Here is a 22,422-nt window from a genome sequence, read left to right on the forward strand (position 1 = left end):
CCGGGGCGATCCTCGCAGGACGGCCTCACCTCAACCGGTCGGGCAGACGCCCTTCTCGAGCAGGCTCTCGTCGGTGGCGATCGCGCCGTTCACATCGATGTCGATCACTGCGGCGGTGTTCTCGATCTCCAGGCCGGTGAGGGTGAGCCCCGCCGGCAGCTGATCCGCGATGCAGATGCGCTGCGTCTGGGTCAGGCGCGAACCGAGCGAGCCGAGCGAGGAGCCGATCTGGTCGGCATCGAGCTCGATGCCGCTGACGCTGATGCTCACCGGGGTGAGCTCGAGGTCACCATCGGCGACGCCCGGCGTGACGGTGAGTGCGAAGGGGATGTCGACGCCGAACAGCGCGAACGAGCCGCCGACCGTGGCGTTCGGAGCCTCCAGCGAGACGGTCTCGATCGGGAGGTCGGTGCCGGCCAGGAGGGTGGTGAACTCGGCCTGGTCGATACGGATCGTGCCATCCGCTCCCCCGAGGTCACCGCCGCGCAGCGGCACGGCGGTCGCCGTCACGTCGACGGCACCCGTGATCCCCTCGAGCGTGACCGAGTCGGTCGACAGATGCAGGCGGTCGAGCGTGCCGCCGATCAACTGCGGCAGCAGGATGCCGTCGGCCTCGACGTCGAGTGCCTGATCGGCGGGGAGGTCGAGCTGCTCGATCACGATCGAACGCACGACGCCTGGGAGCACCGCCCTGGCGATGAACTCGGCGGCGACGACGAGTAGACCGAGCACGACCACGATGATCAGGAGCACCCACGGCCAGCGACGACGCTTCCGCGCCGGCTCGACGACAGCGCCCAGGCCGGCGACGGAGCCGGGGATCACGAGCGTCGGATGCTCGGCAGACGGCTCCGGGTACGGCAGGGTGTGGGTGTCGTCGCTCATGCTGACAATCCTGCCCTACCGCCCCGGCCCGAGGCCGAACCTACATGCGCTCAGGGGCCGAGACGCCGAGGAGGTCGAGTCCGTTGCGGAACACCTGCCCTGCGCCATCGTTCAGCCACAGGCGCGTCCGGTGCACGGTCTCGATGGGGTCATCGCCCTGCGGGATCACGCGGCAGTTGTCGTACCAGCGGTGGTACAGGCCCGCGAGCTCCTCGAGGTAGCGGGCGACGCGGTGCGGCTCGCGCACCTCTGCGGCGAAGGCGACGATGCGCGGGAACTCCTGCAGCGCACCCAGCAGCGCGGCCTCGGTCTCGTGCGTCAGCGTCTCCGGGGCGAACTCGGAGCGGTCGACGCCCGAGTCGGCCGCATTGCGAGCGACGTTGTGCGTGCGCGCGTGGGCGTACTGCACGTAGAACACGGGGTTGTCGTTCGTGCGCTTCTGCAGCAGCTCCGGGTCGAGCGCGAGCGGCGAGTCGGCAGGAGAACGCTCCAGCGAGTACCGCAGCGCGTCCGTGCCGAGCCATTCACGGAGGTCGTCCATCTCGATGATGTTGCCGGCGCGCTTGCTGAGGCGGGCGCCGCCCACCGAGACGAGCTGCCCGATGAGCACCTCGACGTCCTTCTCGGGGTCGTCGCCTGCGGCTCCCGCGAGTGCCTTGAGGCGGTGCACGTAGCCGTGGTGGTCGGCGCCGAGCAGGTAGATCTTGTGGGCGAAGCCGCGGTCGCCCTTGTTCAGGTAGTACGCGGCATCCGCTGCGAAGTAGGTGTACTCGCCGTTCGATCGACGGATCACGCGATCCTTGTCGTCGCCGAAGTCGGTCGTGCGCACCCAGACCGCGTCGTCCTGGTCGAAGACGTGCCCCTGCTCGCGCAGACGGTCGACCGCCTGGTCGACGAGGCTCACGCCCTCGGCATTCTTCGCGTGCAGGGTGCGCTCCGAGAACCAGACGTCGAAGAGCACATTGAACTTCGACAGCGATTCCTGCTGCTCGGCCAGCTGGAACTGGTAGCCCAGTTCGCGGGCCACGACGATCTGCTCATCCGCTGGCAGCTCGAGGAGATCGGGGCGCGAGGCGACCACACGTGCGGCGAGATCGGTGATGTAGCTGCCGGCGTATCCGCCCTCCGGTGTCGGCTCGCCCTTCGCCGCGGCGACGATCGACTGCGCGAAGCGCTCCATCTGCGCGCCGGCGTCGTTGATGTAGAACTCTCGGGCGACGGTGGCTCCGGATGCCGCGAGCACGCGGCCGATCGCGTCGCCGAGCGCCGCCCAGCGGGTGTGGCCGATGTGCAGCGGACCGGTCGGGTTCGCGCTGACGAATTCGATGTTGATCGTGCGGCCGGCCTGCGTCTGGTTCGTCCCGTACGCGGTGCCCGCGTCGACGATCGTCTTCGCGAGTGCGCCGGCTGCAGCAGCGTCGAGGCGGATGTTGATGAAACCCGGACCGGCGACCTCGGCGCTCGCGACACCGTCGACGTCTGCGAGTCCGTCGGCGATCTGCTGCGCGAGCTCGCGCGGGTTGGTGCCGAAGGGCTTGGCCAGGCGCATCGCGATGTTCGAGGCCCAGTCACCGTGGTCGCGGTTGCGGGGGCGCTCGAAGACGATGTCGGATGCTGCGAGCTCCAGCGGCTCGCCCGGGCGTCGCTCGTCCGCGATCGGAGTCAGGACGGCGAGGAGGGCTTGGGCGAGTGTTTCAGGAGTCATAGACTGCCCAGTTTACGGCGCGACGGGGCTCCGAATTTGCGAGCGTCCCAGCGTGATCTACTGTTCATGCCATGAAGGTCCGCATCACCCGTCATCCGCTGCGCTCCGCAGGGATCGCCATCGCCCTGCTCGTGGCGCTCGCAGCGGTGGCTCTGGGCGTCTGGCGACCCTGGGCGCCCCTGCAGACCGCGGCACCCGTCAGAGCCGCAGCCGGCGTAGATGGGACGACCTCCACCGCCGTCGCCCCAACCGCACTCTCGCTGCCGAAGCACCCGACCGTGCTCGTGTTCGGCGATTCGTGGACCTACGGTTCGGCCGCGACAGTCCCCACCGAGGGCTATGCCTACGTGCTGGGGGATCTGCTCGACGGTACGACGATCGTGCAGGGTGTCCGAGGCAGCGGCTACGTCAAGCCGGGGCTCGACGGTCCTGCGTTCGGCGAGCGCATCGCAGCCCTGGATCCGACGCTCGCACCGGACCTGATCATCATCCAGGGATCGATCAACGACCGCGAGCAGGGAGCCGCCGGCTACCGTACGGCCGTCAGCGCCGCCTGGGACGCCATGGCGGCGAAGTACCCGGAGGCCGCCATCGTCATCCTCGGCCCGGCACCGCACGAGCTGCCGGTCGGCGCAGGCACCGCGCGAATCGATGCGGATCTGTCCGACCTCGCCGCAGCTCGCGGCTGGTGGTACATCTCCCCCGTCGCCGAGGACTGGATCACCGAGCAGAACTATCTCGACGTGATCGACGTCGACCTCGGCCGCAAGCATCCGTCGAGCGCTGGGCACCGCTACCTGGCCGAGAGGCTCGCCGCCGACCTGACCGAACTGGGCGGCGCGCCGGTGACGGTGGCCGGTGGGTCGGAGACCACCCCCGAGCAGTGATATCGTCGTTCGGTACGCCTCCGTAGCTCAGTGGATAGAGCGCCGGTTTCCGGTACCGTAGGTCGCAGGTTCGACTCCTGTCGGGGGCACACAGGGTTGTACGCGGATGGTATGTGAATACGTACGCGTAACCCCCAAGTACGAGAAAAGCCGCCTGGTTTCAGGCGGCTTTTCTCGTACGCGCTGGTCAAGGGGCACAGTCATAGGGAGTCGGACGACCGCTGACCACAGAAAAGGCCCGAGGGGCGACGTCAGAACCCGGAGTTGGGCATGCTGACGCCGACCTTCGAGCCGGTGATCTAACTAGTGGAGCGCAGCCGTGGGCTATGTACGGACGGGATTACGTGTTGCTCGACCGCGCTGGTGCGTGACGCGCTGCTGAGGGGAGCTGCGACGCGGCTTGCGCTTCTTGGCGCGCGGAGCTTCAATCCCCGCCTCGTAGTCGAGACCGTCTTCGATCTTCTGCGCGGCGAAGTCCCGGATCTTGTCGAGGTTCGCTGCGACCACGGTCATCGTCGCGAGGAAGTACTGTGCAGCGGAGCCACGGAGGCGACGGCGTGAACCGTCTTCAAGGGCGTGTGTACCGCCGTCCTTGAGATAGGCGTTGAAGGACTCGACGCTGTTCCGGCCGTGGCCGTACATCTCGCGCCACGGCTTGGAGCCGTACTGATACTCCTGGGCGAACTTGCCGCCCGCCTCGGCAGGGAAGTGAACACTGGTCACGTTGTCGCACACCTTCGCCGGGCCCTCCACGGGGCGCCTGATGATCGTGAGAGGCACCTTGCCCGACGCGATCTTGTTCGGCTTACGCGGGCAGGAAGCGGTGGGAGTGTTGGCGCCCGCTGGGCAGGACCATGGCCTCTTTCCGTTTGCCTGCTGCGCACCCTTCGTGCTGAAGAGGTATGGTGCTCGTGCTTCGACATCGCTGAGCCATTGCTCGAGCCGCTGTCTGGCCCGAGCGACGCGCTGCGACTTCGTCAGGGAGCGGTTCTTGTCGTCGGCGTCCTCGCCGTCCCGGTAGCGCTTGCTTGCGTCGATGAGCTTCTGAGGCATTGAGGCGCAGTACCAGTTGCCGTCGACCATGATGGCGCCGGCGTAACTGTCTTGATAGCCGAGGAAGTTCTTGTGATAGTCCATCACGAGCTTCGCCCCGGTTGAGCGAAGGTAGTTCTGGAGATCGGCTTCCTTGGCGCCCGGTAGGTATGCGCGGTCGCCGATGACATGGTCGAGGTGAAGGCCGCGGCTCACGATGTTTTCGAACATGGCTCGGGCCGCCTTGCCTGGTCCGAATGCTGGGGCGTGGTGCCCGATACCGACGACGATGTGCGGGATGTCCTCCGGACGCGTCGGGTCGTTGCTCGTGAGCACCCCGAGCTCCAGTTCGTAGGCGTACTTCATCTTCGTGATGGAGGTCTTGCCATCGTCGGAGTGGTCGTCGGTTCCGCGGGCCCAGAAGGCGGCGTCGGGTTCGATGGAGACGGTCTCCTCGGCTCCGAGCTTGGAAAGTCGGGTGACGCCGACACCTCGCGCATGGATGCGAACAGCCGTCGCGTCGATGGTGACGGAGACCTTGTCGGAGCGCAGACGCTTGGGCATCCACAAGTAGGTCGCGTGCAGAAGGAGGTTCATCAACTCGTCCGCGCGGTGCGCGCGGACGGAGAGCACCTCAGCGATTTCCTCTCGGTCCGCGCGGACGCGGTCCCACTCCTGCTTCTGGAGACGGCGGTGCCTGTTGAAGATGGGGTGATAGTCGATGAGGCTCATGATGCGGTTTGTCGACCGGCGCGCGCGCTCGTACCAGCCGTCAGGGCTGACTGTCGCGTCAAGGGTGATGCCGAGAACGGCGGCTGTCTCGGGCGTCAACCGTTCGGTGATGATGTCGCGCAGCTTCTTGAGCTGCAGGGGCTGGTGCTCCCAGGCGAGCACCAGCCACAGAATCAGGATTCCCCGCATCGGCACAGAGGCCGGCCGGCCCCCTCGGATCGGTGAATGAACTTCGTGGTCCCACTGGGCCAGCAGCTCAGGAATGCCGACGCTGTCGATGAGGTTGGCGCATTGCTGCACCATGCCGGTCGCGACGGGTCCGCGGGCACGAGGGTTGAAGAGCATGTCCTCGAGGTCTGCATTATCGTCGAGGAAGAGGTTGTTCTTCCTCGGCTTGTCCGTTCTCATTGCGCTGCACCCATCATGCGAAGCACCTCGTAGGCCCGAAGAGCCGACATCGGGCGGACGAAGCTCATCGCCCGGCGGAGGGAGTCGGTGGACGTCATGCCGGACGCCGGAAGCAGGGCGGCGAGGGGCGTGCCAGCTTCGAGATGGGCGACCAGCCACGTCATCCGCAGGCGTGCCGCGGTGGGCTTCAGGTCGCCCTTCGACGTCCGAAGGATATGCTGCATTGCCCCGTACCGGTGAGTTGCATGTGGCGCCACGACGAGTGCATCTGTCGGGTTATCAGCCATGACCTTGGCAAAGCACTCCTCCCAGCGGTCGACGACAGGAACGATTCGCCCGTCGCGCGCGACGCGGACGGCGAGGACTCCGTCGAGGTCGAGCAGGGCGCTGCCTCGCACGGCGAGGATCTCGCCAGAGGACAAGCCACACCCGACGCCGAGGGCGAAGATCGCCATGCACGCTGCACGCTGGTGGTCAGTGCGCTGGTAAGACGCCCAGTGCTGGAATATCGCGAGTTCATCGTCGGAGTACGGACGTTCAGGCTCCGACGAGGTCGAGACCGCCCGCTTCTCGACCGACGGGGCTATTCCAGCCAGACGCCGAAGCATCTTGCGCTCGCGTTCGGCCATGACCGGCACGATCTCCTTCGCGCGGTCCACGGTGTAGACGTCGATGATGTCTTCGGACAGAGCCTCGTGGAGCTCCACCATGCCTGTCTGCACGATCCAGTCTCCGAAGAACGCGAGCGACCGCTGGTGCTCGTCGACCTGACGCTCACTCATGTCAGCGCATCGCTCGGCGATGGTTTCGTCGACGAAGGGCTGAACGCGCGTCCAAGTCGCCGATCCGAGCATCGGGTTGTAGTGGGCAATGGCGGCTGGAGAGGAGTTCGTCATGCCGCCCCTGTGCGCGGCACTCTCGCATCGCTCGCGAAAGTATGACCCTCGCAGTCACAGATCGCGCTGATGTGATGTTTTGCGTCACCTCAACTGCAATGATGGAGGTATGCCTACGACTCGACGCGCTCCCCGGGCCTATGCACCCAATCCCGGTCGGTTCGGCCACCACGGCGTACGACGAACTTGGAGCAAGCTCCCCGATGATCCGGTCGAACGAGCCCGGAGCCGCGCAGCTCAGCTTCAAGACTCTGCAGTCGGACTGGTGCTCGCCGGGCTCAAGGCAGGGCGATTCAAGCGCGTAGATCTTCTTGAGCGCACAGGGTGGGGACGCGAACGGTTGTCCCGCCTGATGAACGGGAACACTCCCGCGGGCCTGGACGATCTGATGCTTCTGCTCGACGCCGCCGAAGTACCGTTCTCGATGGTCGCGTGGCCCGCGTCCGAAGAGCGGCATCGAGAACGGCAACGACTCACCGATGTGCGGGACTACTTGGCGCAGGCGCAACAGAAGGTGCAGGAAGATATCGCTCGAATCGAGCGAGAGCGCCCAACGACCTGATCCCGGCGGCGTACTTGAGATCCTGAACCGGCATCCCCTCGGCCATCCGCCGGACGAGCCAGGTGGCGCGCATCCGCTGCGGCATCGGTCGAAGCTGGTCCCCGTGGGTCACTCGCACGAAGTCGCCGATCTTGTTCTTGTACCAGCGAACACCCGGGACGAATAGTGGACTGCAGTCGGCACCGGCGACGAGCTCAGCCAGGGTGACGCACCACTCTGCGTCGACGTGAACCACTCGCTCGCGCGGACCGAAGACCTGCACCCGCGCGCCATCCTCCGTGATGTCCCGCGCGTTGACCGCGCAGACCTCTGATGCGGCGAGTCCGGCTCCTACCCCGAGAGCCAGTAGCGCCCACGCGTCCCGCCGTCGGCTTTCACGTTGCACGGCCGCCCACAGGCGGAGCTCCGCCACCTCGAGACCTGTGTAGGGTGCGCTCGGCTCCGACCCGTACAGCGGGGGTAGAGACCGCTCCACGACTCCGAGCTCCTCCGCAACCCGAAGCAACACAGCGCGCCGCCGACCGAGCGAGGCTTCGGAGCGCATAGGCAGTTGCTGGACAGCGACGGCGATGACATCTTTCCGAAAGAGGAACTCCCGCTCCAACGGCAACCCCGAAACCACATGCGCCCACCGCGCGTGGTGCTGCACCGCCGTCAACAGATCAGCTGTTCGATATGACAACCTCCGCGCTACATCGTCCACCACGCTCTCGGCGAACCGGAGCGCATCAGCCTCGGGCGGGCTGGCGTTCTCATCTTTCATGGACGGCTTCGGCGAAGTCATGATCCACTCCCCTGCACTCGAGCTCGGCACCTGCGACTCCGCAACGGTAGGACTCCCGCTCGCGGACACGTCGCATCAACTGCGAGCACGGACATCGCCCGCGGCGTGTCACTCCCGCGGATCAGGACCGCGCATGCCTAACGCATGCACACACCACGCAAGACCCCCGGATCGGGACGAGACCGCGACCCTTGGTGGGCCAACTACGAAAAGGTCGCAGCGCACGCGCACGCCCTCGGACACCTTCCGCGTCTCAGCGACGGCGTTCCCGCCGACATCGTCGGATGGGCGGCCGGCCAGCGCCGCGCAACGACCTTGACCTCGGACCAGAAGGCCGCGCTCGCGGCGCTGCCCGGGTGGAGCGAACGCCCACGCGCAGATGCCTGGGAGGAGCGAGCAGACGAGCTGCGTCGGTTCATCGCGACCGAAGGCCGAGCACCGCGGATTCGAGGCGCACTCCCCGGCGAGTCAGCCCTCGCCCACTGGTTCTCCCGCCAGCGCGTCGCAGAAGCCGCGGGCCGGCTCACCACTGAGCGCGCCCGACTTCTCGCGTACGCGACGCGCACACTCTGAAACGGGCGACCACGCGTCCCCCTGGCGGGAACGCAAGAACGGGCTGTCCGCAGTGGACAGCCCGTTCTCGATTGGCGCTAGTTTCCAGCTTCTCGCTTGATAGATGGATACGTCGTCATCGCGCCGAAGGCGGGGCACATCACGATAGATCTCCGCGGCCGCTTCGGTCGGCAGTCCGACGACTCACGCGACACCGGAGCCGAGACGGCCGGCACCAGCGGAGGAAGCACCACTCTGCGAGTGCGCGGACGCTGCTGGGCTGCACGGAAGTCCTCCAGGATGCGTGCGTTCGTTCCGACGACCTCGAGCAAGCCGAAGAACGCGAGAGCGGTGGCGCCCCGCATCCGCCGACGTCCGGGCCGATTCTGCTCGGTGCGGGACAACGCGGCGGCGTAGGTCTCGAACGCTCCGCGGCCCATGCCATACAGCTTGTTCCACTGCTCTGACTTGTACGGGTAGAACTGCTCGTCACGGTCGCTCACATCCGCCGCACGGGGATGCTGGCGGGAGAACTCTGCGCGGGCGGCCACCTTCTTCTTCAACACCTTCGCCGCCTCCATACGGTCACTGAGTGCGGCACCGCCGCTGACGCTCGCAGACTCCTTCCCAGCGTTCTGCAACTCGACTGGCAGCGACGGGGCATACCAAGTGCCATCGACGAGGATTCCCGCCCCCGACACCGCCTGTACCCCGAGTCGGTTCGTCGGGTAGTCCGCAACGAGCTTCACTCCGAGATTCATCAGCGGGGTGCGCAGGACATCCGGGCGAGTTGCCATGTATGCACGGTCGAGGACGACGTGGTCGAGTCCAGCACCGCGTCCTGCGATGTCGTGGAGCATCTCCGCCGCCGCGGTCGCGAAGCCAGAGCTCGGCAGGTGCGGGTTGAAGCCGATGACGATGTTCGGCACGGAACGCGGCTGGTCAGGATCGCTGGAGATCAGCACGGCGAGCTCGTCCTCCCATCCATAACGCGCCCGGCGGTCCGCACCTGTCGGGTCCTGGACCCAGAAGCCGGCGTCAGGCTCCAGCGAGACGAGCTCGGTGTCACCGAGTGCGTCCATGCGTCGCTGTCCGACCCCACGGACCCCGGCGCTCCGGAAGCGACTGTCGGCGACGATACTCACGCCGCGCTGCGGGTCACTCACTGCTGCGGCCTTGTGCTGGGCTTCGAGGAGCCGGTTGGCAAAGACCACGAACCGCCTGCGCCGCTGCTCGAGTTCGACCGAGGAGCTGGCTCGTTCTGCCAGACCACCATCCCACTCCCCCTTTGTGAGACGTCGTCCGCGGGTGGAGGTCGGGAAGGCGTCCATGACGTCGGTGAGGGCTGACGTCGCACGGCGAACCATGCGCGCGACCTGCTCCGGACTGTGCTTCGAGAAGTCGTCCGTCAGGCCGAGCGCTCGGCGACGTGCGGGCGTCAGGTGCTGACTCAGCGCCGAAGTCACGTTCGAGATGGTCGCCTCCCTCTGCGCAAGTCCGAGTGCCACCCACACGGCGAGCACCTGTCGAGCAGACAGGCGCGTCGCTCGGACCGCCTTACCGTCCTCGGTGGCCCATTCGACGAAGAGGTCTGCGACACCCGATGCATCGACGAGACCCATGGCTTCCCGAAGAGTCGCGGTCGGGATGGGAGCGTGCGGACGAGAATCGAGCTGAAGGAATCGGTCGTTCACAGCGGTGAACGCGTAGGAGTTGTTGATGGTCATGTTGATAGCTGAGTTGTTCATGTCTGACTTGTGCGCGGCGCTCTCCCACTTCTGCGAACATGTGACGCTAATGATCACAAATTCTATTGACTTGCTTCATCGACGCACATAACGGTCCATCTCACAGTTTGAACAGCGGCTCGCTCGCACTTGATGCGGATTCTCCGCGCTCTGAATGGAGGACTTCGGCAATGTGATGACGACAACTATCGAAATGGCTGTCGATCCATCACCGAGCCCCTGCGGCGTCGAACGAGCCTGGGCGGAAAGGCCACGCGTGAAAACTCTCGAGCACACGCCCGCCATCGACCTCCCCGACCAACGAGTCGCGGTGTGCGGCGACTGGCATGGGAATCAGGGGTGGGCTCGGACGATATCCCGGGTGTTGCCCACCCTCGCGCCCGACGTGAGGACGCTGCTGCACCTCGGCGACTGGTGGATGCCGCCCGGCGCAGTCGACGAGATCTTTGCGGACACCAGCATCGAACGCTTCTACGTGGTAGTCGGAAACCACGAGGACTTTGGACAGATCACGCCGCTCCTCGACAAGCACCCCGGCGAAGCAGTCCGCGTCTCGAAGCTCACCTGGATACTTCCGCGGCCCGCACGCCTCACCATCGGCGGACGCTCAGTTCTCGCCCTCGGTGGCGCTTCATCCGTTGACCGTGAGTCCCGACAGGAAGGACTGACCTGGTGGCCGGATGAGGCAATTACCGACGAGGCCGTCGCGTCGGCAATTGCCGGCGGTCCCGCGGACCTGATGCTCACCCATGAGTCTCCGGCCAACACCCCGGTTCGATCCGTGCAGAAGATCCTCCGAACTAATCCGCATTGGTTCACCAAGACTGCACTCGAGGCCTCCGCGGCGTCTCGCGCGCGGGTCAGTGAGGTGTGGGATGCCGTGCGCCCCGAGCTTCTCGCGCATGGTCACATGCATGTAGGGGCGGGCGGGAAAACAGAGGATGGTCGTCGCGTAGCGAGTCTCGGACGCGAGGGCCAGGAGACGAATCTGGCCATCCTCGACATGAAGACGTTGAGGATGGCGACGCCAAGCCTCGCCATCATCCGTGGCATGGCGGACCAGTGGGAAGACGACTACCTCGCGCGTGAGAAGCGCGCGAAGGGCGCCGCTGAAGCTCTGCACTCAGGGGTCCTGGACGGGCTCGCTCCGAGCCCGGATGCCCTCCGCGATGCCCAGGATTACGTCGACGGACGGCGCACCCTCGACGAGATCATCGAAGACGTCCGCCGCCGCCACACTCGTCCCCCGAAGGGCGACCCCGAGGGTAAGCCATGACCGATGACGACGCGTCGAATCCGTGGGCAAAGATCATCGGCCCCTGCTACACGACGACGAGTCTTGCGCGAGCCCTCGGGTGGACGGAAGCCAAGGTCACCGCGGCTGGCGAGACGCTGCGGCTCCTTGCGCTCGAGACAGATGATGGTGTGACGCTGTACCCCGCATTCCAGCTCCACAATGGTCGCGTTGTGGACGGACTGAGTGACGTCCTGGCAGTTCTGCAGACAGGGACCGCAGGCCACTGGACCTGGGCACAGTGGCTGAACACCGCGCTTCCCGACGAAGACGTGCCGCGCGCCATCGACGCGCTGCGTGCGGGGCGCCTCGACGAGGTGCTGAGGGATGCCGAGCATGACGCCTGGGCGTGGCGTTCATGATGCGTCGACGCGGCGGTCCCTGCGACGCGGGCGCAGCCCTGGCAGCTCAGGTGACCTGATGCCTTTTCGATACGGCAGCCCCATCGGATCGCGGTTCCTCACCGCCAGGCGGTCGATCTCTGAGGCACGCTATGGATAGCTAGCCTGAGCCCTCGGAGCAGTCCGCACGAACACCACGCGGATGCCCGTCGGTCAACCTCAGCTCGGTCGCAGTGCCAATGACCACGGCACGGATCCGCCGGCGACCGAACAGCTCGTCAGACGAGTTCGCTCACCAGCTGCTCGATTCGCGCCTTGATGTCGTCACGGATGGGGCGCACAGCGTCGATGCCCTGGCCGGCGGGGTCGTCGAGCTTCCAGTCCTCGTAGCGCTTGCCGGGGAAGAACGGGCACGCGTCGCCGCATCCCATCGTGATGACGACGTCGGAGGCCTGCACGGCCTCGGTCGTCAGGATCTTGGGCTGCTCGGCGGTGATGTCGATCCCGAGTTCATTCATCGCTTCGACGGCGGTCGGGTTGATCTGGTCGGCGGGCATGGAGCCGGCGGAGCGGACTTCGATGCGGTCGCCGGCGATATCGCGGAGAAAGCCTGCGGCCATCTGCGAGCGTCCGGCGTTGTGGACGCAGACGAAGAGAACGGAGGGCTTGGTGGTCGTGTCAGTCATGGTTGCTCCTGGTGCGAGGGGTTGGTCAGGGGAGAAGGTCTTCGACGAGCGCGCGCACGCGGCCGGCGATGTCGTCACGGATGGCTTCGACACCGTCACGCGATGCGAGAGCAGGATCGCCGACTGCCCAGTCGTCGTAACGGACGCCGGGGATGATCGGGCAGACATCTCCGCAGCCCATCGTGATGACGACGTCCGCCGCACGGACGGCATCATCGGTGAGCGGCTTCGGAAAGCGCTCGACGGCAGCGTCACCTTCGATCTCGGCGAGAATCGACCGGACGTGAGGATGGATGACGTCGGCAGGAGCCGATCCTGCCGAGCGAGCCACGACCTTGCCGCCCGCCAGCTTGTTGACGAGCGCGGCGGCGAGCTGCGAACGCCCCGCGTTGGCGACACAGACGAAGAGCACCTGGGGCACAGCAGAGTCGCGGTCCCGTGTGAGGTCGGCGAGTCGCTGACGTGCGAAGCGTTCGGTCAGTGGCACGAGTGCTGAGGTGACTCGCGCGGTGCGGGCGAGGGCGGTGTAGGACTCGCGGACGATGGTGAGCACGACATTGGGATCGAGCTCGGGGACTTCTGCTGCGAGTTCATCTGCGAGATGGGTCACCCGCGCGTCGAAGTCGGGCCGCGGCTCATCGCGGCCGTCAGAGACACTCCACGGTGCGAGCGTCGCGGGCGCGAAGGATTCCAGCAGGGCCGTGACGGCGCTGCGCAGGTTCGGGTTGATCCGATACCAGACCCAGGTTCCACGCCGCTCCGAGGTGAGGACATCGACGTCCTTGAGCACCTTCAGATGGTGAGAGACCGTCGGCTGGGAAACCTCGGCGAGCTCGGCGAGATCGCAGACGCACGACTCCCCTCGAGGGTCGGATGCGATGGCAGACAGCATCCGAAGACGGAGCGGATCCGACAGCGCCTTCAGAGTAGAGGCAACCGAGGTGGCCGCATCGACGCCGATTGCGTGGCTGGCGACGGGACTGCAGGTGTCACCCTGGGTGGTCAGCACGGCGTTCATGTCTACATCCTTTCAGCGGTGAATGGATCGGTGTGGAACCAGCGTCGGGCTGCCCAGAGAGAGACATAGACGAGTCCGACGAGAACAGGAACTTCGATGAGCGGGCCGACGACCCCGGCAAGGGCCTGGCCGGAGGTCGCGCCGAAGGTGCCGATGGCGACGGCGATGGCGAGCTCGAAGTTGTTGCCCGCTGCGGTGAATGCCAGCGTCGACGAGCGTGCGTATCCGAGCCCCAGCGCCTTGCCGGTGAAGAGGCCGATAAACCACATGATCCCGAAGTACGCCAGCAATGGGAGTGCGATCCGAGCGACGTCCCAGGGGCGGCTGGTGACCTGTTCGCCCTGGAGCGCGAACAGCAGCACGATGGTGAAGAGGAGACCGTAGAGGGCCCAGGGTCCGATCTTCGGGAGGAAGCGGTCTTCGTACCAGTCGCGTCCCTTCGTCCGCTCCCCGATGAAGCGGGAGGCGAATCCGGCGACGAGGGGTATGCCGAGGAAGATCAGCACGTTCAGCGCGATCTGCCAGACCGAGATCTCGAGGCCTTGGGAGTCGAGCCCGAGCCAGCCGGGGAGAACCGTCAAGTAGAACCAGCCGAGCAGCGAGAAGGCGATGACCTGGAACACCGAGTTGATGGCGACGAGCACTGCCGCGGCTTCCCGGTCACCACACGCGAGGTCATTCCAGATGACGACCATGGCGATGCAGCGGGCGAGGCCGACGATGATGAGCCCGGTGCGGTACTCAGGTAGGTCCGGGAGGAGAGCCCAGGCGAGAACGAACATGAGCGCCGGTCCGACGAGCCAGTTGAGCACCAGGGAGGAGATGAGCAGCTTCTTGTCTCCGGTGACCGCGGCGACCTTGTCGTAGCGGACCTTGGCGAGAACCGGGTACATCATCACCAGTAGGCCGAGGGCGATGGGAATCGAGATTCCACCGACCTCGAGGTCGGCTAGGAGACCGGAGACTCCGGGGATGAAGCGACCGATGACGATGCCGCCGACCATGGCGAGACCGATCCAGAGCGGCAACCAGCGGTCGAGGGTCGACAGACGACGCGTTGTGGTCGGGACGGTAGTGGGTGCGGTGGCGGTGCTCATGCGAGGAGAGCCTCCATCTTCGTGGCGATGATGGGCTTCGGGTGGGCGCCGATGAGTGTCTCGACCCGCGTGCCTCCCGTGTAGAACCCGAGGGTGGGAATGGACGTGACACCGACTGCGGTGACCGTCTCAGGGTTCAGGTCGGCGTCGAGCTTGACGATCTTCACACGGCCGTCGTATTCGGCGGCGAGCTGATCCAAGAGGGGTGCGACCTGCTTGCACGGCCCGCACCAGGTGGCCCAGATGTCGACGACGACGGGGATCTCGGAGTCGATGACCTCGGCCTGGAAGGTGGCATCGGTGACAGTGATGGGCGCGCTCATGCGAAGACCTCCTCGGTCTCGGTGGGTACTGATGCGGTCTCGTCCAGCGCCGCGAGGTAGTGCTGGGCGTCTTGAGCGGCAGCACATCCGGTGCCTGCGGCGGTGATCGCCTGGCGGTAGGTGTGGTCGACCAGATCGCCCGCGGCGAAGACCCCCGCGAGGTTCGTGCGAGTGGAGGGGTGCTCGACGAGCACATAGCCGTCGGCATCCGTGTCTACGAGGCCGGTGACGATCTCGGAGCGCGGGTCGTGGCCGATAGCAACGAAGACTCCGGTGGCCGAGATCGTCCGCTCGGTGCCTGTGACGGTATCGCGTAGCGTGACGGCTTCGACCTTCTCGGCGCCGACGAGGCCGGCGATCTCGCTGTTCCATGCGACCTCGATCTTCGGATGGTCGAGCACACGCTGCGCCATGATCTTCGAGGCCCGGAACTCGTCACGGCGGTGCACGACGGTGACCTTCGACGCGAAGCGGGTGAGGAACAGTGCCTCCTCCATCGCGGAGTCTCCGCCGCCGACGACGACGATCTCCTGCTCACGGAAGAAGAAGCCGTCACAGGTGGCGCACCAGGAGACGCCGTGACCGGTGAGTCGATCCTCATCCGGCAACCCGAGCTTGCGATAGGCGGAGCCCATGGTGAGGATGACGGCGCGGGCGAGGAAGGTCTCTCCAGCGCCGGTCTCGACCGTCTTGATAGGCCCGTCGAGGTCGACCCGGATGGCGTCGTCGAGGAGGATGCGGGCACCGAAGCGCTCGGCCTGAGCGCGCATCGACTCCATCAGTTCGGGTCACTGCACGCCGTTGACGAAACCGGGGAAGTTCTCGACCTCGGTCGTGGTCATCAGCGCGCCGCCCGCGGTCACGGAACCGGCGAGGACCACGGGGGCAAGGCCTGCACGCGCGGCATAGACCGCGGCGGTGTAGCCCGCAGGCCCGGACCCGATGATGACCAGCTCAACCTCTTGAATCGACATGTGTCTATATTGACATTCATCGATACCGAGTGCAACTGTTGGTGACGGAGTTCACCTTCTCTTCACCTGGCGCACAGATCCTGCAGGTGGAGCATTCGAGACAGTTAGGAACCCAGAGGACCCCAGATGACCCAGCCCAAGACAGTTCTGTTCATATGCAAGCACAATGCGGGGCGCTCCCAGCTCGGCGTCCATCTCCTGACACACATCGGCGATGGGCGACTTGTCGCGACGAGTGCGGGAATCACCCCAGCCGAGACGATCAACCCAGCCGTCGCGGCAACGCTGCACGAGCTCGGAATCGATACGTCAGCGGCCACGCCCCGGGCCGTGACAGTGGATGATCTCAACGCGGCCGATGTCGTGGTCTTGATGAAACCGGGCCTCCCGCTGCCGGGCGCGGTGCGCGGAGAGCTGGTCGAGTGGTCATTTCCGGATCCCTCGAACTGGGAGGCCGACGGGGTGCGCGAGCTCCGCGACGCCATCGACGCGAAGGTGCGTGGTCTGGCGGCTCGGCTCGTCAGCTAAGTGCTGAGAGGTGGGGCTCGGTTCGGGAGCCCCACCCCTCATGAGTTGCAATCAGCCGACAGTGACAGGCCGCGCGCCGATCTGCAGGGTCTGGGGAGCCGCGCAGCAGCTACCCGCATTGTCATCGAAGGCACCGGATCCACCGCACACACCAGTGTCAGGGAGAGAGAGTTCGTTGCGTGCCGCCGCCTCGTGGTCGCCAGCGAGGTGCGCTGCGACGCTACGGACCTGCTCGAAACCAGTCAACGCGAGGAACGTTGGGGCTCGCCCGTAGGACTTCACTCCGACGATGAAGAACCCTTGCTCCGGCTGCGCCAGTTCTCTCGCTCCCGTCGCCGACACCGATCCGCAGGAGTGGATATTCGGGTCGATCTCGGAAGCGATGCCTGTGACCGCCTCGAGAGTGGGATCGAGGTCGATCCTGAGCTCTCGCAGCATCCCGCTGTCAGGGCGGAAGCCCGTGAGTGCGAATACGCGCCCGACATTCGTCACCTCGCGCCCATCTTCGGCGACGAGTGTCAAACCATCGACTCCGTGCTGGAACTCGGCGACACGGAACCCCGTCACCAGGTCGACGACCCCCTCGTCGATCACCTTGCGGGCGCGGGAACCGAGCGCGGCACGCTCCGGCAGCTCGTCCCCGATTCCGCCACCGAAGACGTTCGCGGCGCTCCCCCTGCGCAGCAGCCAAGTCACGCGCGTTCCCGGCGACCGGCGGGCCACCTCACTCAGACGCAGCACGGCATGCGTGGCTGAGTGCCCCGCACCGACCACCACGACGTGCGAACCGGCGAGGTCCGACACGTCGGATGGGATGCGGTACGAAATCAGATCGGACGCCGCGGCTTCGCCGGGGGCCGGGAACCCATCCGCCCCGGCGGGATTCGGCAGGCCCCAGGTGCCACTGGCATCGATGACCGCGCGGGCGAGGAGGCGGGATTCGTTGCCCGCGGCATCTACGGTGTGGACGACGAACGGCTGGCTCCGGCGGCCTGCGTCGACGACTTTGTCGCGGCCCTGGCGGGCGACTCCGGTGACAGTCGTCGCGTAGCGGATCCGCTCGCCCAGGACATCCGCGAGTGGCATCAGGTAGTCGCTGACCCACTGCGCGCCGGTCGGATACCCCGAGTCGGGTGCGCTCCACCCCGTGGGCTCGAGCAGGCGGCGCGCAGCGGCGTCCGTGAGTTCTGGCCACGCTGAGAACAAGCGCACGTGTCCCCACTCGGAGACTGCAGCTGCTGGGCCGTGCCCGCGCTCGACGACGAGGACATTCTCGTCGCGTTCGACCAAGTGTGCCGCTGCGGCGAGGCCCTGCGGCCCTGCTCCGATGACGACGACGGGAAGCTCAGACATCACATCTCCTCAAATCGAAAAACTTCAATATGAAGACTGTCGCCTATCTATCGAAGATTGTCAATACGTGCCAGACTAGTCGCGTGAGCTTGCCAACGACAATCGAATCGACCAGCTGCTGCGTCCCGCCAATCACCCCCTCCATGACCGTCGCGGATGCCGAGCGGGTTGCACGCGTGTTCAAGGCGCTCGGCGATCCAACGCGGGTGAGGCTCCTGTCTCTCATCGCCGCCGGGGCTGGCGGCGAGGCGTGCATTTGCGATCTGACCGAGCCCGTGGGGCTTTCGCAGGGCACGGTGTCGCACCACATGAAGCTCCTCGCCGACGCTGGCCTCGTCACGCGTGAACAGCGCGGCAAGTGGGCGTACTTCGCTCTCAACGGCGACGCGATGGATGCCGCTGCCGACTCTCTCCGCGCGGTGTGACCTCAGCGAGTGCCCCTTCGCCACACCTGGGCGGCCGGCTAGCCGCGCTGTCGGTGGGGCAGGTCATCAGTTGGGGAATCCTGTTCTATGCGCTGATCGTCGCCTCTCCCGCGGTCGCGGATGACACCGGGTGGCCGGTGGCCCTGGTCACGCTGTCGTTCTCGTCGGGCCTGGTCGCCTCCGCTGTCGCTGGCGTTTTCGTCGGGAAATGGCTCGACGAGCGGGGGCCGCGCCTCATCATGACTGTTGGCAGCGTCGTCGGCCCGCTCGGCGTCGTGCTCGTCGCTCTCGCACCGAACCTTGCAGTCTTCACAGTGGGGTGGGTCATCGCGGGACTCGCACAATCGGCAGTGCTCTACCAGGCGGCGTTCACTGTCATCGCTCGCCGGTACGGCGCTCGACGCCGCGGGGCGATGACGATCTTGACATTGGCCGGCGGGCTCGCATCGACGATCTTCGCCCCGATTGTCGCCGGACTCCTGGGGATAACCGACTGGCGGACCATGTTCCTGATACTCGCCAGCTTCCTGCTTCTCACCACCGCGCCGCTGCACTGGTTCAGCCTGGAGCGCACCTGGTCACCTGTTCGCCACGACGACGCCGCAGAGGTTCACACGGTGAGCACGGTCGTGCGCACCCGACGATTCTGGATGCTCGAGCTCTCCATGTTCACCCTGGCTGCTGCGCTCTTCAGCGTGACCCTCGCGCTCATCCCGCTCTTCACCGAGAAGGGCATGAGCTATGAACTCGCCGCGTGGGCCCTCGGGCTCCTCGGCGCCGGTCAGGTGATCGGGCGACTCCTCTACGTCGCCGTCCCGCACACTGCCCCACCATGGGTTCCCCTCACGGTGACCGCCGGCCTCAGCGTCATCTCTCTCACCTTGCTGTCCCTGATTCCCGGGCCTCCGTGGCTGCTGATCTCCATAGGTATCGCTGCGGGTGCCGTGCGAGGTGCTCAGACACTTGTCCAGGGTTCCGCCGTCGCGGATCGCTGGGGCACCCAGAACTACGGCGCCATCAACGGGATCTTCGCTGCTCCGATCACGCTCGTCGGGGCGTTCGGCCCGGCACTCGGTCCGCTTCTCGCAGTAGCCACCGGTTCGTACTCCGCCATGGCCCTCATCGCCGTCGGGCTCGCTGCGATCTCGCTCGCGTTCGCTCGGTTCTCCTAGCGGTCAGCCGAGTGCTTGCCGGCGATGCGCGGGAGTTCTTCCGAGTCCGTTAACCTCACGTTCACATAGATGACCTTCTATCAATACGTCGAATAGATCACCATCTATTCGAGGCGGTCTATCGGCCGCCTGTCACGAGTCTGAGATGAAGGAAGCAATCGTGCGAAAGACCACAGCAAAGATCTTCGCCTCCACAGCATTGGTCATCGGCGTACTCGCGCTGAGCGCCTGTGGTGGACAGCCGAGCGCAGGCGAATCTGCCGGTTCCGGCGGAGGAGCAGGCGGCTTGACCGGTTCCGTGAACACGGACGGTTCGTCGACCGTCGGCCCGCTCACCGAAGCCGCTGCGGACCTGTTCCGCGACGAAGAGGCAGGCGTCAACGTCTCCGTCGCCACCTCTGGCACCGGCGGAGGGTTCAAGACCTTCTGCGCGGGGGAAACGGATATCTCGAACGCCTCGCGTCCGATCAAGGATGAAGAAGCCGCTGAATGCGAGGCCGCTGGCATCGAGTACACCGAGATCATCGCGGCGAACGACGGTCTCTCGGTGATCGTGAACCCGGAGAACGACTGGGCAGAGGACCTCTCGGTCGAACAGCTCAACACGATCTGGGGGCCGGAGGCTGAAGGCAAGATCACCAACTGGAACCAGGTCGACCCGAGCTTCCCCGATCAGCCCATCGTCCTGTTCGGTGCCGGCACCGACTCGGGCACGTTCGACTACTTCACCGAAGAGATCAACGGTGAGGACGGCGCGATCCGCACCGACTACAGCCCCTCGGAAGACGACAACATCACCATCCAGGGTGTGGCAGGAGACAAGGGCGCCATCGGGTTCCTCGGTCTCAGCTACGTCGAAGAGAACGAGGGTGTGATCAAGGCCATCGCGGTCGACGGCGTTCTGCCCAGCACCGAGACCGTCCAGGATGGCACCTACACGCCACTCGGACGCCCGCTGTTCATCTATGTCAACAACGCCTCCTACGTCGACAAGGAGCCGGTCAAGGCGTTCGTCGACTTCTATGTCGAGAACTCGGCGAAGATCGCCGAGCGCGCCCTCTTCGTGCCGCTCACCGAAGAGCAGGTCACCACTGCCACCGACGAGCTCGCGTCACTCGGCTGAGCCGTCAACCAACGACGTCACTCATGACCACCGTCACTGAGCGGCACGGGGGTCCGGCTACCCGCCGGGCCCCCGCCCCCTCCTCTTCTTTCGCCGGCCGACGTCGGCCCGGTGAGTTCCTCATCAAGCTCGGCCTGCGTCTGGCCGCGGCCATCACGGTGGTCACGACCGTGGGCATCGTCATCGCGCTCCTCGTCCCGTCGCTGAGCTTCTTCGCCGAGGTCTCACCGTTCGAGTTTCTCTTCGGGACACGCTGGGCCCCCCGATTCGCGGACGCCTCCTTCGGCGTCCTCCCCCTGGTCACCGCCACCCTGTGGACCACCGTCATCGCCCTCCTCGTCGCCGTTCCTTTCGGCCTCGGTGCGGCGATCCTCCTCGCGGAGTACGCGAAACCGCGAGTGCGCAAGGTACTCAAGCCCCTGCTGGAGATCCTCGCGGGTATCCCGACCGTGGTCTACGGGTTCTTCGCCCTCCAGTTCGTGCAGGGCACCGTCCTCCGCGACTGGCTGCAACTCCCCACCGGGGCGTTCAGCGTCCTCGCCGCCGGCCTCGTCATGGGAGTCATGATCATCCCGACCATCGCTTCCATCGCCGAGGACGCGATGTCTGCTGTCCCCAGCGCGCTCCGTCAGGGAAGTGCCGCTCTCGGCGCCAACCGCATGCAGACCACTCTCCGCGTGGTCTTCCCGGCCGCGCTGTCTGGCATCGTCGCCGCCGTCGTTCTCGGAATCTCCCGAGCCGTCGGAGAAACGATGATTGTCGCAATCGCTGCGGGTAGTCAGGCACAGCTCGTGAGCAATCCGCTGGAGCAGGGGCAGACGATGACCGGCTTCATCGCGAACGCCGCCCTCGGCGATTCCCGCGTCGGAAGCCTCGAGTACAACACCCTCTTCGCTGTCGGACTGCTGTTGTTCCTCATCACACTGCTCATCAACTTCATCAGCATCCGATTCGTCCGCCGATTCCGGGAGGCCTACTGATGTCCGCGCCCACGATTCCCGAGTCCCGTGTGCTTAACGCGACCCGGCCGCTGAATACCGGCCGAAACGGCGAACTGCGTCCCACCGCGCTCATCTTCCTCGTACTTCTTTGGCTGTCGCTCTTCGTCGCATTCGCTGTGCTCGTCACTCTGCTGATCACGATCTTCATCACTGGACAGAACAAGCTCACCTGGAACCTGGTGACGAACTTCCCCTCCGCTGACCCCGAGGAAGCCGGAGCTCGTCCAGCCATCCTCGGATCGGTCTGGGCGATTGGGGCCACCGCCGTAATGACCCTCCCCCTCGGCATCGCCGCTGCCGTGCACCTCGAGGAGTTCGCCGACCGGAAGCGCTGGTTCAACCGGTTCGTCGAGCTCAACGTCCAAAACCTCGCCGCTGTCCCCTCAATCGTCTACGGTCTCCTCGCTCTCGCCTTCCTGTCGATGCTCGGAGTCACCAACAAGAACATCGTCATCGGTGGAGCATTCGCGCTGACGCTCCTCATCCTCCCGGTCATCATCATCGCCACCAGGGAGGCGTTGCGCGCCGTACCCCGGGAGATCCGCGACGGCTCGCTGGCGCTGGGAGCCACCCAATGGCAGACGACGTGGAGGCAGGTGCTTCCCGCATCGGTCCCAGGTATCGCGACCGGCTCGATCCTCGCGCTGTCCCGAGCTCTCGGCGAAGCAGCTCCACTGCTCGTCCTCGGTGCGCTCGTCTACATCACGTTCGATCCGAACGGGCTGCTCAGCGGATACACCACGCTTCCCATCCAGATCTTCAACTGGACCGGGCGCCCGCAGGAGGGATTCCACGAGCTGGCCGGCGCCACAAGCCTCCTCCTGCTCGGCGTTCTCATCCTGATGAACGCCCTCGCCATCTTCATCCGCAACAAGTTCCAGAAACGGTGGTAAACC

Annotated in this window: 21 protein-coding genes, 1 tRNA gene and 1 pseudogene; 11 read left to right on the forward strand and 12 right to left on the reverse strand. The window is 65.8% G+C overall.

All coding sequences use genetic code 11. From position 1 onward, the window contains the following. Nucleotides 1-30: 30 nt before the first annotated feature. Together RS83_RS16650 and argS are read right to left on the reverse strand one after the other, a co-directional pair. Nucleotides 31-885 carry a DUF2993 domain-containing protein gene (locus RS83_RS16650; protein WP_045280565.1) on the reverse strand — a complete coding sequence of 285 codons (855 nt, stop codon included), beginning with the start codon at nt 883-885 and terminating at the stop codon, nt 31-33. Nucleotides 886-925: 40 nt separating this feature from the next. Then, on the reverse strand, nt 926-2,590 hold the full coding sequence (gene argS / locus RS83_RS16655; RefSeq protein ID WP_045280566.1) for an arginine--tRNA ligase: 1,665 nt from the start codon (nt 2,588-2,590) through the stop codon (nt 926-928). A gap of 71 nt (nt 2,591-2,661) precedes the next feature. Between argS and RS83_RS16660 the strand changes: the two genes are divergently transcribed. Together RS83_RS16660 and RS83_RS16665 are read left to right on the forward strand one after the other, a co-directional pair. Then, nucleotides 2,662-3,477, forward strand: a complete 816-nt coding sequence (locus RS83_RS16660) for an SGNH/GDSL hydrolase family protein (protein WP_045280567.1) — start codon at nt 2,662-2,664, stop codon at nt 3,475-3,477. Nucleotides 3,478-3,493: 16 nt separating this feature from the next. Further along, nucleotides 3,494-3,566: transfer RNA gene (locus RS83_RS16665), tRNA-Arg, on the forward strand. A gap of 235 nt (nt 3,567-3,801) precedes the next feature. On the opposite strand, the gene RS83_RS16670 is transcribed toward RS83_RS16665, so the two are convergent. The 3 genes from RS83_RS16670 to RS83_RS16680 form a co-directional block, all read right to left on the reverse strand. Then, entirely contained in the window at nt 3,802-5,649 is a 1,848-nt protein-coding gene (locus tag RS83_RS16670; protein WP_045280568.1) for a hypothetical protein, read from the reverse strand. Further along, nucleotides 5,646-6,545, reverse strand: coding sequence for a hypothetical protein (locus RS83_RS16675; RefSeq protein WP_156153236.1), 900 nt, complete (start codon nt 6,543-6,545; stop codon nt 5,646-5,648). The genes RS83_RS16670 and RS83_RS16675 overlap by 4 nt, the downstream gene beginning before the upstream one ends. A 473-nt stretch (nt 6,546-7,018) precedes the next feature. Continuing rightward, nucleotides 7,019-7,891: a site-specific integrase gene (locus tag RS83_RS16680; protein ID WP_156153237.1), complete on the reverse strand. Its 873-nt coding sequence runs from the start codon at nt 7,889-7,891 to the stop codon at nt 7,019-7,021. Between the two features lie 144 nt (nt 7,892-8,035). On the opposite strand from RS83_RS16680, the gene RS83_RS16685 reads away from it, so the two are divergent. Beyond that, nucleotides 8,036-8,464, forward strand: a complete 429-nt coding sequence (locus RS83_RS16685) for a Helicase associated domain protein (RefSeq protein ID WP_045280571.1) — start codon at nt 8,036-8,038, stop codon at nt 8,462-8,464. A 77-nt stretch (nt 8,465-8,541) separates the two neighbouring features. Here RS83_RS16685 and RS83_RS16690 read toward each other — a convergent pair whose 3' ends face one another. Next, the gene (locus RS83_RS16690; protein ID WP_156153238.1) at nt 8,542-10,191 is read right to left on the reverse strand and encodes a hypothetical protein; all 1,650 of its coding nucleotides are present in this window, start codon (nt 10,189-10,191) and stop codon (nt 8,542-8,544) included. 154 nt (nt 10,192-10,345) lie between these two features. Between RS83_RS16690 and RS83_RS16695 the strand changes: the two genes are divergently transcribed. Both RS83_RS16695 and RS83_RS16700 read left to right on the forward strand, forming a co-directional pair. Next, on the forward strand, nt 10,346-11,467 hold the full coding sequence (locus RS83_RS16695; RefSeq protein ID WP_231587799.1) for a metallophosphoesterase: 1,122 nt from the start codon (nt 10,346-10,348) through the stop codon (nt 11,465-11,467). Then, nucleotides 11,464-11,847: a hypothetical protein gene (locus RS83_RS16700; protein WP_045280574.1), complete on the forward strand. Its 384-nt coding sequence runs from the start codon at nt 11,464-11,466 to the stop codon at nt 11,845-11,847. Before RS83_RS16695 ends, RS83_RS16700 begins: the two co-directional genes overlap by 4 nt. A gap of 257 nt (nt 11,848-12,104) precedes the next feature. On the opposite strand, the gene RS83_RS16705 is transcribed toward RS83_RS16700, so the two are convergent. The 5 genes and pseudogenes from RS83_RS16705 to trxB all read right to left on the reverse strand — a co-directional run bounded on the left by RS83_RS16705 (nt 12,105) and on the right by trxB (nt 15,924). After that, on the reverse strand, nt 12,105-12,512 hold the full coding sequence (locus RS83_RS16705; RefSeq protein ID WP_029264080.1) for an arsenate reductase ArsC: 408 nt from the start codon (nt 12,510-12,512) through the stop codon (nt 12,105-12,107). 25 nt (nt 12,513-12,537) lie between these two features. Continuing rightward, nucleotides 12,538-13,530 (reverse strand): metalloregulator ArsR/SmtB family transcription factor, encoded by a 993-nt coding sequence (locus tag RS83_RS16710; protein WP_045280575.1) that lies wholly within the window; start codon nt 13,528-13,530, stop codon nt 12,538-12,540. A 2-nt stretch (nt 13,531-13,532) separates the two neighbouring features. Next, nucleotides 13,533-14,627 (reverse strand): ACR3 family arsenite efflux transporter, encoded by a 1,095-nt coding sequence (gene arsB, locus RS83_RS16715; protein WP_042538305.1) that lies wholly within the window; start codon nt 14,625-14,627, stop codon nt 13,533-13,535. Beyond that, nucleotides 14,624-14,950 (reverse strand): thioredoxin, encoded by a 327-nt coding sequence (gene trxA, locus RS83_RS16720; RefSeq protein WP_045280576.1) that lies wholly within the window; start codon nt 14,948-14,950, stop codon nt 14,624-14,626. Before trxA ends, arsB begins: the two co-directional genes overlap by 4 nt. Next, nucleotides 14,947-15,924 (reverse strand): annotated as a pseudogene (gene trxB, locus RS83_RS16725) (thioredoxin-disulfide reductase). Before trxB ends, trxA begins: the two are co-directional and overlap by 4 nt. Nucleotides 15,925-16,050: 126 nt before the next feature. Between trxB and RS83_RS16730 the strand changes: the two are divergent. After that, nucleotides 16,051-16,452: a low molecular weight phosphatase family protein gene (locus RS83_RS16730; RefSeq protein WP_045280577.1), complete on the forward strand. Its 402-nt coding sequence runs from the start codon at nt 16,051-16,053 to the stop codon at nt 16,450-16,452. Between the two features lie 51 nt (nt 16,453-16,503). Here the strand turns inward: RS83_RS16730 and RS83_RS16735 are convergent, their stop codons facing one another. Next, nucleotides 16,504-17,805 carry an NAD(P)-binding domain-containing protein gene (locus RS83_RS16735; RefSeq protein WP_045280578.1) on the reverse strand — a complete coding sequence of 434 codons (1,302 nt, stop codon included), beginning with the start codon at nt 17,803-17,805 and terminating at the stop codon, nt 16,504-16,506. Between the two features lie 83 nt (nt 17,806-17,888). Between RS83_RS16735 and RS83_RS16740 the strand changes: the two genes are divergently transcribed. The 5 genes from RS83_RS16740 (at nt 17,889) to pstA (ending at nt 22,419) form a co-directional block, all read left to right on the forward strand. Continuing rightward, nucleotides 17,889-18,230 (forward strand): ArsR/SmtB family transcription factor, encoded by a 342-nt coding sequence (locus tag RS83_RS16740; protein ID WP_396654667.1) that lies wholly within the window; start codon nt 17,889-17,891, stop codon nt 18,228-18,230. Between the two features lie 53 nt (nt 18,231-18,283). Further along, on the forward strand, nt 18,284-19,402 hold the full coding sequence (locus tag RS83_RS16745; RefSeq protein WP_052679152.1) for an MFS transporter: 1,119 nt from the start codon (nt 18,284-18,286) through the stop codon (nt 19,400-19,402). A 160-nt stretch (nt 19,403-19,562) separates the two neighbouring features. Further along, nucleotides 19,563-20,525 carry a PstS family phosphate ABC transporter substrate-binding protein gene (locus tag RS83_RS16750; protein ID WP_231587801.1) on the forward strand — a complete coding sequence of 321 codons (963 nt, stop codon included), beginning with the start codon at nt 19,563-19,565 and terminating at the stop codon, nt 20,523-20,525. A gap of 23 nt (nt 20,526-20,548) precedes the next feature. Continuing rightward, the gene (gene pstC, locus RS83_RS16755) at nt 20,549-21,505 is read left to right on the forward strand and encodes a phosphate ABC transporter permease subunit PstC (RefSeq protein ID WP_045280581.1); all 957 of its coding nucleotides are present in this window, start codon (nt 20,549-20,551) and stop codon (nt 21,503-21,505) included. After that, on the forward strand, nt 21,505-22,419 hold the full coding sequence (gene pstA, locus RS83_RS16760; protein ID WP_045280582.1) for a phosphate ABC transporter permease PstA: 915 nt from the start codon (nt 21,505-21,507) through the stop codon (nt 22,417-22,419). The genes pstC and pstA overlap by 1 nt, the downstream gene beginning before the upstream one ends. The last annotated feature ends 3 nt before the right edge of the window (nt 22,420-22,422 follow it).

The sequence above is a fragment of the Microbacterium oxydans genome (genome assembly GCF_000956525.1).
GTDB classification, from domain to species: domain Bacteria; phylum Actinomycetota; class Actinomycetes; order Actinomycetales; family Microbacteriaceae; genus Microbacterium; species Microbacterium oxydans_A.

What these genes read in the sequence shown, in the direction of transcription:
- RS83_RS16710 (WP_045280575.1), bottom strand. Translation starts at nt 13,530, where the DNA reads ATGAACGCCGTGCTGACCACCCAGGGTGACACCTGCAGTCCCGTCGCC.
- RS83_RS16680 (WP_156153237.1), bottom strand. Translation starts at nt 7,891, where the DNA reads ATGACTTCGCCGAAGCCGTCCATGAAAGATGAGAACGCCAGCCCGCCC.
- arsB (WP_042538305.1), bottom strand. Translation starts at nt 14,627, where the DNA reads ATGAGCACCGCCACCGCACCCACTACCGTCCCGACCACAACGCGTCGT.
- pstC (WP_045280581.1), top strand. Translation starts at nt 20,549, where the DNA reads ATGACCACCGTCACTGAGCGGCACGGGGGTCCGGCTACCCGCCGGGCC.
- RS83_RS16700 (WP_045280574.1), top strand. Translation starts at nt 11,464, where the DNA reads ATGACCGATGACGACGCGTCGAATCCGTGGGCAAAGATCATCGGCCCC.
- RS83_RS16670 (WP_045280568.1), bottom strand. Translation starts at nt 5,649, where the DNA reads ATGAGAACGGACAAGCCGAGGAAGAACAACCTCTTCCTCGACGATAAT.
- RS83_RS16705 (WP_029264080.1), bottom strand. Translation starts at nt 12,512, where the DNA reads ATGACTGACACGACCACCAAGCCCTCCGTTCTCTTCGTCTGCGTCCAC.
- RS83_RS16735 (WP_045280578.1), bottom strand. Translation starts at nt 17,805, where the DNA reads ATGTCTGAGCTTCCCGTCGTCGTCATCGGAGCAGGGCCGCAGGGCCTC.
- RS83_RS16685 (WP_045280571.1), top strand. Translation starts at nt 8,036, where the DNA reads ATGCACACACCACGCAAGACCCCCGGATCGGGACGAGACCGCGACCCT.
- RS83_RS16690 (WP_156153238.1), bottom strand. Translation starts at nt 10,191, where the DNA reads ATGAACAACTCAGCTATCAACATGACCATCAACAACTCCTACGCGTTC.
- RS83_RS16675 (WP_156153236.1), bottom strand. Translation starts at nt 6,545, where the DNA reads ATGACGAACTCCTCTCCAGCCGCCATTGCCCACTACAACCCGATGCTC.
- RS83_RS16650 (WP_045280565.1), bottom strand. Translation starts at nt 885, where the DNA reads ATGAGCGACGACACCCACACCCTGCCGTACCCGGAGCCGTCTGCCGAG.
- trxA (WP_045280576.1), bottom strand. Translation starts at nt 14,950, where the DNA reads ATGAGCGCGCCCATCACTGTCACCGATGCCACCTTCCAGGCCGAGGTC.
- RS83_RS16730 (WP_045280577.1), top strand. Translation starts at nt 16,051, where the DNA reads ATGACCCAGCCCAAGACAGTTCTGTTCATATGCAAGCACAATGCGGGG.
- RS83_RS16660 (WP_045280567.1), top strand. Translation starts at nt 2,662, where the DNA reads ATGAAGGTCCGCATCACCCGTCATCCGCTGCGCTCCGCAGGGATCGCC.
- RS83_RS16695 (WP_231587799.1), top strand. Translation starts at nt 10,346, where the DNA reads ATGGAGGACTTCGGCAATGTGATGACGACAACTATCGAAATGGCTGTC.
- pstA (WP_045280582.1), top strand. Translation starts at nt 21,505, where the DNA reads ATGTCCGCGCCCACGATTCCCGAGTCCCGTGTGCTTAACGCGACCCGG.
- argS (WP_045280566.1), bottom strand. Translation starts at nt 2,590, where the DNA reads ATGACTCCTGAAACACTCGCCCAAGCCCTCCTCGCCGTCCTGACTCCG.